The sequence below is a fragment of the Microbulbifer sp. ALW1 genome (assembly GCF_009903625.1).
In the GTDB taxonomy this organism is placed as follows: Bacteria; Pseudomonadota; Gammaproteobacteria; order Pseudomonadales; family Cellvibrionaceae; genus Microbulbifer.
Genome location: NZ_CP047569.1, coordinates 2,469,126 through 2,486,365 on the forward strand (window position 1 = coordinate 2,469,126; position 17,240 = coordinate 2,486,365).

A 17,240-nucleotide genomic window follows, 5' to 3' on the forward strand; every position below is an offset into this window, starting at 1 on the left:
GAGTTGCTCAAGGCTGCCAGTTGTGCCTTCGCCTCTTTGCTCATAGAGTTTTATTACTGTTGAGGGGCGCGTAGTATACGCCATCTTCAAAAATTACCGATTTGTCAGGAACTTATGACCAAATTTGGGTGTCTTGGACACAACAGAATAATCCTGAATTCCGGGCGCCATTGCCGCGGAATCGCGGTTGGGAGTAGGGGATGACAGGGCAACAGGCGTCACCAAGTGATCGCCAGCTGGTAGAGCGGGTTCAAAAAGGGGACAAGCGCGCGTTTGATCTTCTGGTGCTGAAGTACCAGCACAAGATCATGGCCGTGGTCAGCCGCTATATCAACGACCATGCAGAAGTGCACGATGTGGTGCAGGAGGCCTTTATCAAGGCCTACCGGGCGCTGGGCAATTTCCGTGGGGAGAGCGCCTTTTATACGTGGATGTACCGCATCGCCATCAATACCGCCAAGAATTACCTGGTGTCGCGCAGCCGGCGTCCGCCGTCTTCGGATGTGGACCTCGAGGATGCCGAGTACTACTCCGGCGCCGATCTGCTGCGGGACAACGAAACTCCTGAAAACCAACTGTTCCGGGATCAGCTGGAGGCCACGGTGCACCGGGCTATCCGCGAGCTGCCGGAAGACCTGCGCTCGGCGGTGACCCTGCGGGAAATGGAAGGGCTCAGCTACGAAGAAATTGCGGAAGTGATGGGTTGCCCCGTGGGCACGGTACGCTCGCGCATCTTCCGCGCCCGGGAGTCGATTGACCGTGCGGTGCAGGCTGTGATGGCCGGTGAGCCAGAGCCTGTGGATGGGCGCGGCTGAGGCTCTGTCGGCCTAAGGGCAAAATTGTCTAATCTTTAGTCGGTTTTGTTTTAACGAAAGGACAGATAGGGGGTTGCTGGTCTAGCGCAGCCCCGTGACCGGGACGACAGGCGAAATATTCGATGAATTCACACAAAATTTGCCTGCTCGGTAAAACTTTTCCGGCGAACGCCGGTCTTAACTAGCAACAAACAGGGGCCTCTTGGGCTCCAATCGATTGCACTGAAAGAGGGTTGACCCGTATGTCACACGGGAATCATCAGCAGCGTTTGAATGAGTCGCTATCTGCGTTGATGGATGGCGAGGCTCCCGAGCTCGAAATTCAGCGCCTGCTTAAAGAAAGTGATGCCTCTGGTGGCGCATCCGCGGGTGAATTGAGCCAGCGTTGGTCGCGTTATCAGCTGGCCGCCAGCGTGATGCGTGGTGAACAGGTGGCGCCGGTGGATCTGGGGCTGGCGGCGAGCATCTCCGCGGCTATCGCGGATGAACCGCCGTTGACGCAAACCGCTGATCCCGAAGCAGCCAATGACGGTCAATCCCGCAGTCGCTGGTGGAAACCCTTGTCCCGCGGAGCAGTGGCTGCGACCGTGGCTTTTGCGGCGGTACTGGGCGTACAGCAGATGCAGGCGCCGCAGCCGGGTGATGAACTGGTAGCCGAAGTGGAGCGCCCGGCACAGCAGCCAGTGCAGTCGGTGCCTCAGCCCAGCGGTTTTGCCGTGCCGACACTCAATACACGCGCGGTAAGTACCGCACCACAGTTTGTGCCTGAGCCCCGTGCCGGTGTTGGCCCTTCACCCCAAGTGCAGATGGTGCCGTCTCCGGAGTTGATGCGTCATCTCAACCGGGTCATGATCGAGCATTCCGAGCAGGCTGCCCGGGTGGGTAGCCAGGGTATGGTACCTTTCGCTCGTGCCACCTACGGTGATCGCCCGGAGGAATAACTTCGGCAAGTGAGCCGGGGCGAAGCCCGGCTCTTGCGCCAGCCCCCGCCAGATCTCCCGTGGTGGGGTGGTTGGTGCCGGTTACGGACCCTGGGACCACCTGAGTTACTAGAAACCAAGCCCAATAAAGAATGATCATGGCGAAATATTTTTGTTTTTCCGCCCCCAAAGCCAACAGCTCGCTGTTGGCTTTTTTGCTGTTGGCGGCACCGCTCGCTCCCCAGGTTTACGCGCAGGGAGAAGCAGCGGACAGTGCGAAAAGTACACAAGGTGTTGATGGCGGTGGCGCAGGGCCGGCCCAGTCGGTGCCGGACACTGCCGCTGGCACTGGTAGCCTGCAACCCATACCCTCACCACGGCTGCAGGCCGATGTGCCGACCAGCGATGAGGCGCACACCTGGCTGGCGAAGCTGGCCGATGCCGTGACCAACCGAGAGTACCGGGGCCTGGTTACCTTTGAGCACGTCGGAGTGATGGAGACTCTGGAGGTGGTGCACGCGATCCGCAATGGCGAGCAGGTAGAGCGGGTGCGTTATTTGACTGGTGCGCCAAGAGAGTTGATCAGCCGCGGGCAAGATGCCCAGTGTCGCCGGGATGGTAGCCCGCTCTCTCGGGCCGGTCTGTGGAGTGCCATGGGGCAGCAGAATGTCCAGAATATTTACCATTTCCTGATGCGCGGCGAAGAGCGGGTGGCTGATCGGGACGCGGTGGTAATGGAAGTGCGCCCGCGGGATGTGCACCGGTTCGGCATGGTGATCAGTGTCGATAAAGAATCCGGATTGCCGTTGAAATCCATGCTGGTCACCCCCGGTGGCCGGGTATTGGAGCGTTTCCAGTTTGTCGAGCTGGATCTTGCTCCCATTCAGGACAGTGACCTGCAGCCCCAGTCCGCCGATGCCCGGGAGTCCGAGGGTGGCGGCCATTGTGGCACCCTGGTAAGTCGCTGGCGTCTTGAGTGGGTGCCAACGGGATTCAAAGCCGTTGCGACTCAGGAGCTGGCCGACGGGGAAATGCTGGTGTTCAGTGACGGACTCAGCGCGTTTACCGTATTTGTGCAGGCGTTGGGTCCAAATATGAATTACCGGGGGCGCGCGGTGCGCGGTGCGACCGTGGCCTATATGGACCATATTGAAGTGAACAATGAGCGCTATACCATTACTGTGGTAGGGGAAATTCCCGACAAAACTGCCCAGATGGTGGCCAATTCGGTTACCACGAAGAACTGATCGGGCCCCGTTTCTGGTTTAGGCAAGGCGACAAATGATTGAAGAGCGCGGCAGAATTGTAGCCCTCGAGGGTGAGGCCATCTGGGTTGAAACGGTTCAGCGCAGTGGTTGCAATGGCTGTGCCGCCAAGTCTGGCTGCGGCACGGGTCTGTTGGGCGACTTTTGGGCAAAAGCTTCGCAGGTACGCGTTGACGTGACTCCTGAATCCCTGAAGTCGTTGGCGTTGCACGATACTGTAGTGATTGGCATTGCTGAAAATACCCTGGCTACAACTGCCCTGGTGGTTTACCTGTTGCCTTTGATTACTCTGGTGATTGGCGCGCTCGGCGGCCAGTGGCTGGGTAGTGAGTTGTGGGCGATTGCCGGTGCCCTCGGTGGGCTCGCCACTGGTGCCCTGGCTATTCGTATATACAGTCACCTCAACCGCCGCAACCCCTCAATGGCGCCGCAATTTTTGCGCTGTGAGAGTGTGGCTCCCTGTGCCGTTGTCGTAACGCCAGCGCCTTAGTTACTCCTCCGGCGCACTCCTCCATTCCTGCGGGCAGCGGCCCTTTTAATTACCTGGCGCATCTTTTTTACCCCGATTGTTTGTTGCTTTCTTTGCAGCGAATTTCCGGCGTATTGCCGTGATAAGTTTCTACACTAATTTTCTAGACAGGGTTTGCCTTGAAAGACGGGCGGGCTGTTCCCTGTGTGAAAGAATTTCAATAAGGAGAGCAGGGATGTTTGAAGGGCGCTGCTATACCGAGAGCTGGCCGCTCCGGACGGCTTTTGTGATCTCCCGGGGGACGAGAACAGAAGCGCGGGTGGTGGTAGTGGAAGTCGCCGCAGAAGGGGTAACCGGTATCGGTGAGTGCACCCCGTATCCCCGTTATGGTGAGAGTGTGGAATCGGTTCTTGCGGAGATCGGCACCGTGCTGCCTTCCCTGCGCAAGGGGATGACCCGGGAGCAATTGCAGGAGGTAATGCCGGCCGGTGCCGCGCGCAATGCGGTTGATTGTGCTCTGGCAAATTGGGAGGAAAAAAGGCGGGGTGCGCAGGGCGGTGAGCCCGCCTGGTTACCGACGGTGCAGACTCTGGTGGTCGCAGAGCCACGGGCGATGGCGGAGTCGGCGCGAAAGGCAGCGGAGTCTGGCGTCACCGTGCTCAAGTTGAAGCTGGATCAGCATCGGGTGCTGGAGCGAGTGGCTGGGGTGCGTGCGGCGGCGCCAGATTGCCAGCTGGTGATTGATGCCAATGAAGCCTGGTCGGCAGAGGGGTTGCCGGAATTGTGCCAGTCACTGGCGGATTCCGGGGTGGCGATGCTGGAACAGCCATTGCCGGTAGGGGAGGATGCCTCGCTGGCGAATTTCTCCCACCCTTTACCCATCTGCGCCGACGAAAGTTGTCATACACGGGCGGATCTGCCGCGGCTGCGGGGCCTCTATGACATGGTGAATATCAAGCTGGATAAAACTGGCGGGATTCGCGAGGCCATGGCATTGGCTGAGGCGGCCAGGGAGCAGGGGTTTCAGCTGATGTTGGGGTGTATGTTGTGCACGTCCCGTGCTGTGCGGGCGGCCTGGCCACTGGGTAGCCAGGTGCGGTTTGTGGATCTCGATGGGCCTACCTGGCTCGCGAAAGATGTGGACCCGCTGCGTTTTGCAGAGGGGCGTGTCTACTGGACTTGAGCGCATCAGCGGTATCAAAGGGGTATATCAGGGGGTGTAGCAAAGTAATTCCGTCATCACTGCCAGGTACTCCTCGGAGGCCATATCAGCAGAGATGGGCGGGTATTCCAGGGTTATGCATGGGTATTGCTGCTCTGCACACCAAGTACCGAAAGAACCGGGGGTTTGATAACCGAGGTCTGTTACCAGAGGCAGCTCCATGCGCTCCGCCAGCCAGTGGCCAAGTGGGCTCTGTAATGGGTCTTCCACACAGGCCAGCGGCTCGTGGATGGAGACCATCCACTGGGGTTCCAGCTCTTTAATCAGGCGGCACAGGGCCTGGGTTTCCGGTTCTGACCCGGGGCGCTCACCGCTCGAGAGATAAACGTCGCGGCTTTCGGCGGCGCTGTTCCAGCGGTATTCGGTCCCGCCTGATTTCCAGTTGATGGTGGCAAAGTTGCGATTGAGGTCCACGCCGTGGGCATTGGAACGAACCCCAAGTTGGCAGCCGTCCGGGTTGACCGCCAGTATCACATGGTGGCGCAGCTGGCCGGCCTCCAGGGAGCGCAGGGCGCAGGAGAGGGTGACCACTGCGGCGACTTCATCACCGTGGGTACCGGCCATGACAATGCCGGTATGTGCATCACGGACCTCAGCGGGAAAATAAAACAGCGGGGCGCCCAGTACGGACTGGCCGTACTGTAATCGCGGTGTATGGAACAGGCCGCGTTGTGTGCGGGGTCGCAAAAGCGTGCCGCTGCCATTTCTGGCGCCTGCTTGGGCTGGCTGCTCGGGCCGGCGACTGGATTCTGTCATAGAGTCCTTAACACTGTTTTACACTGGGTTGTGAGAACTTTCTCGCGAAATCTTCAACTAACAATGTGTTACTGGTCGGCTGGACCTGCCCAGCCACTAGGCCAGATAAATAGGCCTGCTTGGATAACACTGAGTGATAACCGCACAGGCCGCATTTCAGAACGCACTTTTTGGCATATTAGTAGAAGACCTTATCAGGGGTAATGAATATGGTTGTACGCAGTACGCAGTTTTTCCTTGCGCTTTGCCTGCTGGTCTCAATGGCGGCCAACGCCCGCGGTGGCTTGCCGGAACTGACCGATCTGATCGAACAGAACTCCCCCGCGGTGGTGAAAATCAACACTGTGGAGCGCAGTCGGGCTGCCAGTAGCGGGGTTCCACCCCAGTATCAGCAGGAGATTCCGGATATCTTTCGTCACCTGCTGGAGCCGCGCCAGCGCCAGCAGCGCCCGGTAGCCAGTATGGGTTCCGGCTTTATCATTTCTAATGATGGCTATGTAGTCACCAACAACCATGTGGTGGATGGGGCCGATGAAGTACGGGTTACGCTGACCGACCGTCGGGAGTACGAGGCCAAAGTGATCGGCACCGACCCCCGCTCAGATTTGGCACTGCTCAAAGTGGATGCCGATGATCTGCCCACGGTGCGTTGGGGGGATTCGGAGAGAATCAAAGTGGGTGAATGGGTGGTGGCTATCGGCTCCCCGTTCGGGCTCGATTACTCCGCCAGCGCCGGTATTGTCAGTGCCATGGGGCGCAGTATTCCCAATGAAAGCCGTGAAAATTATGTGCCGTTCATCCAGACGGATGTGGCGATCAACCCGGGTAACTCCGGCGGTCCACTGTTCAACCTGGATGGTGAGGTCGTGGGTATCAACTCCCAGATTTACACCCGCAGTGGCGGTTCCATTGGTCTGTCGTTCGCGATTCCCGCCAGCCTGGCGCAGGATGTGGTGGCCCAGCTGAAAGAAAAAGGCCGCGTGGACCGCGGTTGGTTGGGCGTCGGTATTCAGGATGTAGATCGCAAGCTCGCCACTGCAATGGGGCTGGGTAAGCCGGCGGGCGCTCTGGTAGGCCAGTTGGAAGGGGGCTCTCCGGCATCCCAGGCTGGTATCCAAGTGGGTGACATCATCATGCGCTTTGATGGGCAGAAGATCATGACTTCCGGCGACCTGCCGCACGTAGTTGGCCAGACCCGTCCGGGAACCGAAGTGCCGGTTCAGCTGATGCGTGAGGGCAAGGAGCGCAAACTGAAAGTGCGCGTTGGTGCACTGCCCGGGGACGATGACGGTCAGCAGCAGGCCAGTGCACCCGCATCCACGGATGTGGGTGGCCGCCTGGGGCTGGTGGTGGATGATATCCCCGATGGCCTGAAGCAGCGCCTTGGCGTCGACAGCGGTGTGCTGGTCAAGCAGGTGGTGCCGGGTAAAGCCGGGGCCAATGCGGGCCTGCGCAGTGGCGATATCATTGCCCAGCTGGGTTTTGATGGGGTCGAGTCTCTCGGCGATTACGAGAAAATCGTCAAAAAACTGCCCAAAGGTGAACTGTTGCCGATTCGCTTCTTCCGCGGCGGCCAGCCCACCTTCCGCACGATTCAGATCGACGAGGATTAAACCCGTTGATGGGAGCGGGTCGGGCCCTTGAGGCCCGGCCCGCAACCGACCGCAGCCCTTGATTGATCGGGGCTTGGCGCTGACTGGATGCACTTTTCCTGCAACCTGTTAGACTTGCGCCCACAGCGCGGCCCGGTCCGCCCATTAACTCACTGATTTTTAAAAGGTTTTACCCTCGCAGTGGCCACTGATCTCTCCCATATCCGCAACTTTTCCATCATCGCCCATATTGACCACGGGAAATCGACCCTCGCGGATCGCTTTATCCAGGTTTGTGGCGGCCTCTCCGACCGTGAAATGGCTGCCCAGGTGCTCGACAGCATGGACATCGAGCGCGAGCGGGGGATCACCATCAAAGCCCAGAGCGTGACGCTGGACTACACTGCCCGCGACGGCAAAACCTACCAGCTGAACTTTATTGACACGCCCGGGCACGTGGACTTTTCCTACGAGGTTTCCCGCTCACTGGCCGCCTGTGAGGGCGCGCTGCTGGTAGTGGACGCTGCCCAGGGTGTAGAAGCGCAGTCGGTTGCCAACTGTTACACCGCCATCGAGCAGGGGCTGGAAGTAATCCCGGTACTGAACAAGATGGACCTGCCCCAGGCAGAGCCTGAGAAGGTGGCGGAAGAGATCGAAGATATTATCGGTATCGATGCCACCGAAGCGACCCGCTGCAGTGCCAAATCGGGCCTCGGCGTGGAAGACGTACTGGAAGATCTGGTCCGCCTGGTGCCGCCGCCCACCGGCGATGTCGAAGCGCCACTACAGGCCCTGATCATTGACTCTTGGTTCGACAGCTATCTGGGGGTGGTGTCGCTGGTGCGCGTGGTGCAGGGCACCCTGCGTAGCAAAGACAAGATCGTCACCAAGTCCATCGGTCGCGCCCATGTGGTGGACAGCGTGGGTGTGTTTACCCCCAAGCGTAAAGAAACCGGTGTACTTAGGGCTGGTGAAGTGGGCTTTGTGGTAGCCGGTATCAAAGACATTCACGGTGCGCCGGTCGGTGATACCCTGACCCACGCCAAGGGTGCGGAAGAGGTGACGATGCTGCCGGGCTTCCAGAAAGTGAAGCCGCAGGTCTACGCCGGTCTTTTCCCGGTGAGTTCGGACGACTACGAAGCGTTTCGCGATGCGCTGGACAAGCTCTCGTTGAACGATGCCTCCCTGTTCTATGAACCGGAAACCTCTGACGCCCTCGGCTTCGGTTTCCGCTGTGGTTTCCTCGGCATGCTGCATATGGAAATCATCCAGGAGCGCCTGGAACGGGAATATGACCTGGACCTGATTACCACGGCACCGACGGTGGTGTACGAGGTTCAGCTCAGCAACGGCGATGTCATGAATATGGACAACCCGTCGCGGATGCCCGACCTGGGCATGATCGAGGAAATGCGCGAGCCGATTGTTGAGGCCAATATCCTGGTACCCCAGGATTACCTGGGTAACGTCATCACCCTATGCGTGGAAAAGCGCGGTATCCAGAAAGATATGCAGTATGTGGGTGGTCAGGTGTCCCTGCGCTACGAACTGCCCATGAGTGAAGTGGTGATGGACTTCTTCGACCGCCTCAAGTCTGTCAGCCGTGGCTTTGCCTCCCTGGATTACAACTTTGTGCGCTTCGACCCGGCAAAACTGGTGCGCCTTGATATTCTCATCAACGGCGAGCGGGTTGATGCCCTGGCGGTGATTCTGCATAGGGACAACGCCCAGCAGCGCGGTCGCGCGCTGGCAGAGAAAATGAAAGAGCTGATTCCACGACAGATGTTTGATGTTGCCATTCAGGCGGCTATCGGCGGTCAGGTCGTTGCCCGTACTACCGTGAAAGCATTGCGCAAGAACGTAACCGCCAAATGTTATGGTGGTGACGTGACCCGGAAGAAAAAGCTGCTTGAAAAGCAGAAGGCCGGTAAGCGCCGTATGAAACAGCTCGGTCGTGTGGAAGTGCCTCAGGATGCTTTCCTGGCGGTACTCAAGGTAGACAGTTGAGGCTGAGTAGTTAGCCGTTGTCCGGTCCTGCCGGTCGGGCATTTAGCAAGCGCCGATTAACAAGCGCAGATAAAAAGTTGGAAAAAGAGATTTTTGAATGGATATCAACTTCCCCCTAATTCTGCTGTTGCTGGTTGTGGCAACAGGGGTTATCTGGCTGTTTGATGTGCTGTTTCTGTCCCGCGGCCGTAAGGCCCAGGCGGCCAGCAGTGGGCAGCGCCCGCCGGAGCCGGTACTGGTTGAATATGCCAAGTCATTTTTTCCGGTTCTGGCGATCGTTTTCGTACTGCGCTCTTTCCTGGTGGAGCCCTTCCAGATTCCGTCGGCCTCAATGGACCCAACCCTGCAGGTCGGTGACTTCATTCTGGTGAATAAATTTGCCTACGGCCTGCGTTTGCCGGTATCCCGCACCAAGGTTATGGATATCAGTGAGCCGAAGCGGGGGGATGTCATGGTGTTCTTCCCTCCGCATATGAACGAGACCTACTACATCAAACGGGTCATCGGCCTGCCTGGGGATGAGATCCGCGTGGTCAATAACACCCTGTATATCAATGGTGAAATGGCGCCTCAGGAACTGATTCAGGCTCTGCCGCCGGGTAATCCGCAAAAAGAGTTCCTGTGGGAAGAGATTGATGACAAGCGCCATCTGATGGCCAAGCAGGTAGTGCCCAGCCGATACGGTAATATCCGCACGCTGACAGTACCGGAAGGTCACTACTTTATGATGGGCGACAACCGGGACAACAGCCTGGACAGCCGCGAGTGGGGCTTCGTGCCGGAGAAAGACATTGTGGGCAAAGCCTTTGCAATCTGGATGCATTGGGACAAACTACTGAGTCTGCCCAGTTTCGATCGGGTGGGTGGTATTGAATAAGCGCTCCTCAAAGGGCGCAATTGAATCAGGTGCACCGATCAGGATGTGGTGTGCCGCTTTCGCAGCATAAATACACGGATGGCCGTCCTATTCTTACTTGAAAACAAGAACGATAAATCGGTACAACATCATGGCTTTAAAACAGGGTTTACAGGGGCAGTCACTAGCGGCTCAGCGCGGCATGAGTTACTGGGGTTGGCTGTTTGTGATTGCCGTATTCGGCTTCGGTTTGACTATTGTTTCCAAACTGGGTCCAGCGTATATCGACGCGCACTTTGTGGAAGAGGGGCTGCAGTCACTCTCTGAGAACGACGGTATCCGCGAGATGAGCAATACCGAAATCAAGCGCGAGCTCGATCGCTTTTTCAGCATTAACAATGTGCGCGGTGAGCCGACAAAAGCCGTAAAAATCATCCGCGGTGCAGACAGCACCCTGGTCAGTATCAACTACGAACTCCGCCAGCCACTGTTTCAGAATGTGGACGTGGTGATGAAGTTCGACAAACAGCTCAATACCGCCAAGCCAGAACTCTGCTGCGAACCGCTGGTAGACCTGGAGCAATTCCGCCGCGAAGATTGAGCGAACGCGACTGAATAGGCCAAAACCTAGCAGCCCCAAATCTAGTAGACCAAGACGACGCAGAACCGGTGACAGACCTTTTACTTCAGCGACTCAGTAACCGCCTGGGACACCAATTTACCCAGGCGGATCTACTCACCCTGGCGCTTACCCACCGCTCCCACGGCAGCCGCAACAACGAGCGGCTGGAATTCCTCGGCGACTCCATTCTCGGTTTTACCATCAGCGCCGCTCTGTTTGAAAAGTTCCCCGATGGTCGCGAGGGACAGATGAGTCGTCTGCGTGCGCAACTGGTCAGCGGGGAAACCTTGGCAAAAGTGGCACGGGAGCTGGAGCTGGGAGAGTGCCTGCGCCTGGGTGAAGGGGAAATGAAAAGCGGCGGTCACCGCCGCGCTTCCATTCTCGCCGATGCCGTGGAAGCCATTATCGGTGCTATCTACCTGGATGCGGGCCTGGAGGCTGCGCGTGAGCGCGTATTGAGTTGGTTTGCGCCGCGCTTGCAGAACTTGTCCCTGGAAACGGCCAAAGACCCGAAAACCCGCTTGCAGGAGTGGTTACAGGCGCGACAGAAGCCCCTGCCAGAGTATACGGTGGTGGAAATTGGCGGCGAGGAGCACTCACAGCAGTTCGTCGTAGAGTGCCGCGTGGCGGGCCTCAAAGCGCCAGTACAGGGTACGGCCAGCAACCGGCGCGCGGCGGAAAAGGCCGCGGCCACCGAAGCCTACGCTCGACTGACCGGACAGGCCTGACCGTATAGCAGGCCTGACCCTATAATCCGCATCAATATCAATTGCCCAAAGGGTGGCAATCCCCGCAGCTGCCTGAGTCTGGCGCGCGGTGGAAGCCGCCTGACTCGGAGATCCCCTTGAGCGAAACATCCAACGTGTCGGCTGGTCCGTCATCCAACTCCGGTTCTACCGGCTCCCGCTGTGGTTATGTGGCCATTGTCGGACGTCCCAACGTGGGCAAGTCAACACTGCTGAACCATATTCTGGGGCAGAAGATCTGCATCACGTCCCGCAAGCCACAAACCACCCGGCACAATATGCTCGGCATCAAAACCGAGGGCGAAAACCAGATTATTTTCGTGGACACCCCGGGACTGCACGCGGGTGAGGAAAAAGCGATCAATCGCTATATGAACCGGGCTGCCATCAGCTCCACCAGGGATGTGGATGTGGTGGTGTTTGTGGTGGAACGCGCGCGCTGGACCGAGGGCGATGAGCTGGTAGCGCAAAAATTGCGCGGCCTCAAATGCCCGCTGATTATCGCGGTCAACAAGGTGGACCAGCTGGAAAACAAAAGCGACCTTTTCCCGCAATTGCAGGCCTTGTCCGAGCGTTTTCCCGATGCGGAAATTGTGCCGCTATCCGCCCTGCGGGAAGCAAACCTGGATTCCCTGGAAAAGGTAATTATCGAGCGTTTGCCGCAAGGTGAACACTTTTTTGCCGAAGACCAGATTACCGACCGCAGCTCGCGTTTTCTCGCCGCAGAAATCGTGCGTGAAAAAGTCATGCGTCAGCTGGGGGCGGAGTTGCCTTACTCGGTAACCGTTGAAGTTGAAGAGTTCAAACAGGAGGGCACAGTGCTGCACATCAGTGCCGCTATTCTGGTAGAGCGCAACGGCCAGAAACGTATCCTTATCGGCACCAAAGGTGAGCGTATCAAGCAGATTGGCCAGCAGGCGCGTATCGATATGGAACGCCTGTTCGACAGCAAGGTCATGCTCAACCTCTGGGTGAAAGTGAAGTCTGGCTGGTCCGATGACGAGCGTGCGCTGCGCAGTCTCGGTTACGTCGACAAACAGTAAACACTCCATTTCACCGTGCAGCAGCTGCCCCCGCAACCGGCTTATATCCTGCACTCGCGCCCGTTCCGGGATTCCAGCCTGATCCTGGAACTACTGACACCGGATTACGGGCGTATCGCGTGTATCGCCAAGGGTGCCCGCCGCGACAAGCAGCGGCGCCAGCGCGCTCTGCAGCCTTTTGCCCCACTTCTGGTCACGCTGATGGGGCGTCACGACCTGAAAACACTGGGGCCGCTGGAGAATGCTGGGCAACCACTGTGGCTGAAAGGCCGCGCTGTTTACGCCGGGCTCTACGCCAATGAGCTGTTGGTACGGCTGTTGCCGGAGGGGGAGAGCCTGGTGTCGGTATTTGCGGCATACCAGCGCCTGCTGGTGGAGCTGGGCGAGTTGTCTGGTGAACACAGTAGTGCTCTGGAGTTACCCCTGCGCCGCTTCGAGCTGAACCTTTTACAGGCGCTAGGCAACTGTCCCGAGCTGGACTTTTGCTCGCTGGAAAATGCGGCTATACAGCCCGGGCGCTGTTACCGTCTGACACCGGAAGATGGGTTTGTGCCGGTATTTGCCACCGCTGGGCATACGCTGCGTGTGGCGGAGTTTTACGGTGAAGACCTGTTGCAGCTGGCGAGACTGGTCACCGCGGAGCGCGAGACATTTGTAGCAGACTCCACGGATGTAGCAGGCTCCGGGGATGCAGAAGGCACTGCGGAAGATTCCGCAGAAGCGCGGGCGCCCGCGGTGCTTTCTGTGGCCAAGCGCCTCACCCGTCAGTTGCTTGCGCCGCTACTGGGCAGTCGGCCGCTGAAGAGCCGGGAGCTGTTTCGCCAGGTATACGCCCCGGAATAGTCTGCCGGAGCGTGCATAGGTAATGTGTACATCGGCAATGCGTGCATAGGCAATGGATATGCCGAGTTTAAAACTCTGCATCCAGGGCGCTTTCTTTCGCTTCTCCATCCAGGTTTTCCTGGCCGAACAATGCGTCCAGATCCTGTTCGGTGGCCCAGTCCCGCAGGATGCGAATTTCTTTTTTAATGCGCTCAAAGGCGTTTTCATCGATATCGACCTCGGCTTGATCTTGCAGCGGGCGCAGCAATTCCTGCATGTGCTCCGTAGCGGATCGCAGGCGTGGCACGCCGCAATAGCAACAGCCTCCATGTAATCGGTGAATGCGCTCAAACAGGCCTTTGTGGTCATTCTCACGGTAAAGCCGTGACAGTTCCTGTTCGTCTTCGTAGAGCCCCTGAAGCAGCATACGCAGCAGGTCCCGGGCGAGCCCCGGGTCCTGATTGGCCAGGTTCAGGCTCTCGCTAATGTCGACCAGCCGGGGCTCTATCACAGTGCTGAGTTGCTCCGGCTCGGCGCCAGCCTGCACTTCCATCCAGCGTTTTACCGTGTGTGCCAGCTGATCTTCACTGACCGGTTTGCTGAGGTAGTCATCGAGGCCTGCACTGAGCAAACGGGATTTTTCTTCGGTACCCACATGGGCGGTAAGGGCAATAATCGGGGTGCGTTTGCCACTTTCTTCTTCACGGATCTTTCCGGTTGTGGTGATGCCGTCCATTTCCGGCATCTGGATATCCATGAAAATCATGTCGAAGTGTTGTTCTCGCCACAGGCGCAGCGCTTCTTCACCGCTGCTGGCGACAATTGCCTCGATATTCTGCGTGCGCAATAGCTCGCGCATGAGCAAGCGGTTGGGTTCGTAGTCGTCCACCGCCAGCACCCGCGGTTTTGCCGGCCAGGGGAGGGGGGGGAAAGAACCGGTTTGTGGGCGCGACTGGGCCTGGTGCGGAACTGCCCGCTTGAGGGCGCGCTGCAAACCCTCGCGGCTGACGGGTTTACCGAGGAACGCCAGCACGCGGGTACGCAAGGCATCGTAGCAACGGCGCAGGTCGACCGGGGAGCCTTGAATGATGATTCTGGACTGGTAGGTATCCACCAATTGCTGAACAGTGGCAATGAAGGTATCAAAATTACCCTCGGCAATTGCGGTGTCGATGATGATGGCATCGGGCACCGCATCGTGACGCCACATCTGTTCGATCGCCGGCACCAGTGTTTTGCCGTCGCTGTGTTCAAGTGGTTCCGCCTGCCAGTGGGTGAGTTGCTGGTAAATCTGCTGGCGGGTCATGGGATTGGGGTCGACCAGCAGCAACCGGCAACCCGGGAACTGCTCCCGGGTAACGGCGATTCGATTGCGGTCGATGGTCAGTGGCAGCTGTACCCAGTAGCTGCTGCCGCCCTGCGGGTTATCTTCAACCCCCAATTCGCCGCCCATGGACTGCACCAGACTGCGGGCGATGCTCAGGCCCATGCCGATACCGTTACTGCCCATCTGGTGTTGCTGCGCGCTGCCGCTGAGATATTGCCGGAGCTCCCGACGGCCCTGTTCATCACAGCGCGCGCCGTTGTCGACAATGCTGATGCGCACCATCAGCTCGGATTCCTTGCCGCTCTGCACCGTTATCCGTACCGGAATACTGCCGTTTTCCGAGCAGCGGATTGCGGTGCTCACCAGGTTGGTCAGAATCTGTTTGATGCGCAGCGGGTCACCGATCTGGGAGGGCGGCAGTTGTGGATCCACAAAAGGCACCAGCTCCAGGTCATTTTCATAGCCGTAGGGGGCGAGAATCTGCAGGGTTTCTTCGACTACTTGGCCCAGGTTCATGGGGCTGTGATCCAGTACCAGATTGCCGGACTCGATACGGGAGAAATCCAGGATATCGTTAATCGTGGTCAGCAGGCTTTCGGAGGAGCGCAGGATGGTTTGCAGGTAATCCTGTTGCAACTGGTCGGTTTCGGTCTTCAGCAACAGGTTGGTAAAGCCGATGATACCGTTCAGGGGCGTGCGGATTTCGTGACTGGTATTGGCGAGGAAAGTGGATTTTACCCGGCTGTTTTCCAGCGCCTTTTTGCGCGCAAGCTCCAGTTCGATGTTCTGTTCTTCCATGGCGTCCAGGGATTGGCGCAGGTCTTCCATGGATTGGTGCAGGCTTTCCTGGTAGTCCCGATGGTATTCGTTCAGGTTGCCCGCCATCAGGTTGATCTCTTCCGCCAGTTGCGACAGTTCGAGATTGCGGGAGCTGGCGGTGCGCGTGGAAAACTTGCCCTGGCCAATGGCGCGCAGCGATTCCTTGAAACGATCGAGACTGCGCGAGGCGCGTTCAGCCAGTATCGCTGCCCACACCAGGGCAATCAGGGTGCAGACGATCAGACCGAGCAGGCCTATGAGCGCTACCTGATAAGTGCCGACCAGGAAGTAGGGCCGGTGCAGCTCAATGGTCAGCCAGCAATTGGTGCCCTCGCCCCGCAGGGGGTGTAACACCTGCAGGCTGTTCAGGTCTTCGTAGATATGGGCTCGCTTGCCACGCAGTTCGGCGGCGGCAAATTGCGTGCGCGGGCGCGGCCCCACACTGGAAATCAGCTTGAACTCTTCCTCTCCGGCATCGTTGCGGTCGGCGCGGTACAACTGCACGGAGCGGATCATGTCGCGTTCCAGCATCAACGCCATCAGGCTCTTGTCGAGCCACTGGATTCGGTCCTCAAAGGAGTAGTCGTCACTGAGGTGGATCAGTTCGACCAGTTGCTCGGCACTGGCGTGACCGTGGCTGAGCAAAAGGTCACGTCGATCGCTCATCTGCTGCAGGGTAAACAGCAAGGACAGCAGTAGTGCGAGGACCAGGGCGGGCGCCATGGTGTAGCGAAACAAAATTGCCCGTAAGGAATAGCGTCGCGACGATGGGCCGCGTGCGCCAGTGCGGTAATCCGCCCGCTGACGCCGTTGATTGTCGGCTGGCGATGCTTCGGTCGCCGCTGAGTCCGAGTCTGAATACGGGAATTGAGCCATGGCAGCAAAGTGGTTGTGTTATTTTTGTCCAATTCTACCCCTGCCAGCCACAGAAGCCACCCCAAATTAGCGGGGATTCATGGTATTTATGCTGGTGACCGCCAAGGCGAATTCGCAGCCGCGGCGGCAGGGGGGTAGAATGTGCGCCCGCATATCCGCATGGATCAGAAGTTGACTATGGAATACCCAACGATTGCCGAATGCATTGGCAATACGCCGCTAGTGCGCTTGCAGCGTCTTCAGGGGGATAGCTCCAACACCATCCTGCTCAAGCTGGAAGGGAATAACCCTGCCGGCTCGGTGAAGGATCGTCCGGCACTTTCAATGATCAGCCGCGCCGAATCCCGCGGGGAGATAAAGCCGGGCGATACCCTGATCGAGGCGACCAGTGGCAATACCGGTATTGCCCTCGCCATGGCGGCGGCCATCAAGGGGTACCGATTGATTTTGATTATGCCGGCCAGCGCCACTGAAGAGCGCAAGGCGGCGATGGCGGCCTACGGCGCTGAGCTGATACTGGTCACCCCGGAGCAGGGCATGGAAGGGGCGCGGGATCTGGCATTACAAATGCAGGCGGATGGTGAGGGGCTGGTGCTGGATCAGTTCTCCAATCTCGACAACCCCAGTGCACATATTGAAACCACCGGCCCGGAAATATGGCGGCAGACCGGAGGTCAGATCACCCATTTCGTGTCTTCCATGGGGACGACCGGCACCATCATGGGGTGTGGCCGTTACCTGAAGCAGCAGAACCCGAATATTGAAATTATTGGTCTGCAGCCCACTGAGGGCTCGGCCATTCCTGGAATCCGTCGCTGGCCCCAGGCGTATCTGCCGAAAATATTTGTTCCGGAAGAAGTGGACCGGGTGATGGACATCAGCCAGCAAGAAGCGGAGTCAATGACCCGCCGGCTGGCACGGGAAGAGGGAATTTTCTGTGGCGTTTCCTCTGGCGGCGCTGTGGCAGGTGCGTTGAAAATTTCCGCGGAAGTGGAGAATGCCACCATTGTGGCGATTATCTGTGACCGGGGTGACCGTTACCTGTCATCCGGTCTGTTTGATGCAGAAGCAAAATAAACAGGT

General features: G+C 58.3%; 15 protein-coding genes. 13 read left to right on the forward strand and 2 right to left on the reverse strand.

Annotated elements, in window-relative coordinates:
• Positions 1-200: 200 nt before the first annotated feature.
• The 5 genes from rpoE (at position 201) to ycjG (ending at position 4,652) form a co-directional block, all read left to right on the forward strand.
• Positions 201-815 (forward strand): RNA polymerase sigma factor RpoE, encoded by a 615-nt coding sequence (gene rpoE, locus GRX76_RS10240; protein ID WP_160153217.1) that lies wholly within the window; start codon positions 201-203, stop codon positions 813-815.
• A 242-nt stretch (positions 816-1,057) separates the two neighbouring features.
• Positions 1,058-1,756 carry a sigma-E factor negative regulatory protein gene (locus GRX76_RS10245; protein ID WP_160153218.1) on the forward strand — a complete coding sequence of 233 codons (699 nt, stop codon included), beginning with the start codon at positions 1,058-1,060 and terminating at the stop codon, positions 1,754-1,756.
• 137 nt (positions 1,757-1,893) lie between these two features.
• Complete coding sequence (locus GRX76_RS10250) at positions 1,894-2,982, forward strand: MucB/RseB C-terminal domain-containing protein (RefSeq protein ID WP_160153219.1); 1,089 nt, start codon at positions 1,894-1,896, stop codon at positions 2,980-2,982.
• A gap of 34 nt (positions 2,983-3,016) precedes the next feature.
• On the forward strand, positions 3,017-3,490 hold the full coding sequence (locus GRX76_RS10255; RefSeq protein ID WP_160153220.1) for a SoxR reducing system RseC family protein: 474 nt from the start codon (positions 3,017-3,019) through the stop codon (positions 3,488-3,490).
• A 214-nt stretch (positions 3,491-3,704) separates the two neighbouring features.
• The gene (gene ycjG / locus GRX76_RS10260; RefSeq protein ID WP_160153221.1) at positions 3,705-4,652 is read left to right on the forward strand and encodes an L-Ala-D/L-Glu epimerase; all 948 of its coding nucleotides are present in this window, start codon (positions 3,705-3,707) and stop codon (positions 4,650-4,652) included.
• Positions 4,653-4,679: 27 nt separating this feature from the next.
• Here ycjG and mpaA read toward each other — a convergent pair whose 3' ends face one another.
• Positions 4,680-5,447 (reverse strand): murein tripeptide amidase MpaA, encoded by a 768-nt coding sequence (gene mpaA / locus GRX76_RS10265; protein ID WP_160153222.1) that lies wholly within the window; start codon positions 5,445-5,447, stop codon positions 4,680-4,682.
• Between the two features lie 209 nt (positions 5,448-5,656).
• Here mpaA and GRX76_RS10270 point away from each other — a divergent pair, with 209 nt between their 5' ends.
• The 7 genes from GRX76_RS10270 (at position 5,657) to recO (ending at position 13,156) form a co-directional block, all read left to right on the forward strand.
• Complete coding sequence (locus GRX76_RS10270) at positions 5,657-7,060, forward strand: DegQ family serine endoprotease (RefSeq protein ID WP_160154917.1); 1,404 nt, start codon at positions 5,657-5,659, stop codon at positions 7,058-7,060.
• 180 nt (positions 7,061-7,240) lie between these two features.
• Positions 7,241-9,046 (forward strand): translation elongation factor 4, encoded by a 1,806-nt coding sequence (gene lepA, locus GRX76_RS10275; RefSeq protein ID WP_160153223.1) that lies wholly within the window; start codon positions 7,241-7,243, stop codon positions 9,044-9,046.
• A 97-nt stretch (positions 9,047-9,143) separates the two neighbouring features.
• Positions 9,144-9,923 carry a signal peptidase I gene (gene lepB, locus GRX76_RS10280; protein WP_160153224.1) on the forward strand — a complete coding sequence of 260 codons (780 nt, stop codon included), beginning with the start codon at positions 9,144-9,146 and terminating at the stop codon, positions 9,921-9,923.
• A 130-nt stretch (positions 9,924-10,053) separates the two neighbouring features.
• Complete coding sequence (locus GRX76_RS10285; RefSeq protein WP_160153225.1) at positions 10,054-10,503, forward strand: DUF4845 domain-containing protein; 450 nt, start codon at positions 10,054-10,056, stop codon at positions 10,501-10,503.
• Positions 10,504-10,571: 68 nt separating this feature from the next.
• Positions 10,572-11,252: a ribonuclease III gene (gene rnc / locus GRX76_RS10290; protein WP_160153226.1), complete on the forward strand. Its 681-nt coding sequence runs from the start codon at positions 10,572-10,574 to the stop codon at positions 11,250-11,252.
• Positions 11,253-11,368: 116 nt separating this feature from the next.
• A complete protein-coding gene (gene era, locus GRX76_RS10295) occupies positions 11,369-12,313 on the forward strand; it encodes a GTPase Era (protein WP_236250316.1) in 945 nt (314 codons plus the stop codon).
• Between the two features lie 15 nt (positions 12,314-12,328).
• Entirely contained in the window at positions 12,329-13,156 is an 828-nt protein-coding gene (recO, locus tag GRX76_RS10300; protein ID WP_236250317.1) for a DNA repair protein RecO, read from the forward strand.
• Between the two features lie 67 nt (positions 13,157-13,223).
• On the opposite strand, the gene GRX76_RS10305 is transcribed toward recO, so the two are convergent.
• Complete coding sequence (locus GRX76_RS10305; RefSeq protein WP_236250318.1) at positions 13,224-16,019, reverse strand: response regulator; 2,796 nt, start codon at positions 16,017-16,019, stop codon at positions 13,224-13,226.
• Positions 16,020-16,328: 309 nt separating this feature from the next.
• Between GRX76_RS10305 and cysM the strand changes: the two genes are divergently transcribed.
• Positions 16,329-17,234, forward strand: coding sequence for a cysteine synthase CysM (cysM, locus tag GRX76_RS10310; protein WP_160154921.1), 906 nt, complete (start codon positions 16,329-16,331; stop codon positions 17,232-17,234).
• The last annotated feature ends 6 nt before the right edge of the window (positions 17,235-17,240 follow it).

What these genes read in the sequence shown, in the direction of transcription:
- rpoE (WP_160153217.1), top strand. Translation starts at nt 201, where the DNA reads ATGACAGGGCAACAGGCGTCACCAAGTGATCGCCAGCTGGTAGAGCGG.
- GRX76_RS10245 (WP_160153218.1), top strand. Translation starts at nt 1,058, where the DNA reads ATGTCACACGGGAATCATCAGCAGCGTTTGAATGAGTCGCTATCTGCG.
- GRX76_RS10250 (WP_160153219.1), top strand. Translation starts at nt 1,894, where the DNA reads ATGGCGAAATATTTTTGTTTTTCCGCCCCCAAAGCCAACAGCTCGCTG.
- GRX76_RS10255 (WP_160153220.1), top strand. Translation starts at nt 3,017, where the DNA reads ATGATTGAAGAGCGCGGCAGAATTGTAGCCCTCGAGGGTGAGGCCATC.
- ycjG (WP_160153221.1), top strand. Translation starts at nt 3,705, where the DNA reads ATGTTTGAAGGGCGCTGCTATACCGAGAGCTGGCCGCTCCGGACGGCT.
- mpaA (WP_160153222.1), bottom strand. Translation starts at nt 5,447, where the DNA reads ATGACAGAATCCAGTCGCCGGCCCGAGCAGCCAGCCCAAGCAGGCGCC.
- GRX76_RS10270 (WP_160154917.1), top strand. Translation starts at nt 5,657, where the DNA reads ATGGTTGTACGCAGTACGCAGTTTTTCCTTGCGCTTTGCCTGCTGGTC.
- lepB (WP_160153224.1), top strand. Translation starts at nt 9,144, where the DNA reads ATGGATATCAACTTCCCCCTAATTCTGCTGTTGCTGGTTGTGGCAACA.
- GRX76_RS10285 (WP_160153225.1), top strand. Translation starts at nt 10,054, where the DNA reads ATGGCTTTAAAACAGGGTTTACAGGGGCAGTCACTAGCGGCTCAGCGC.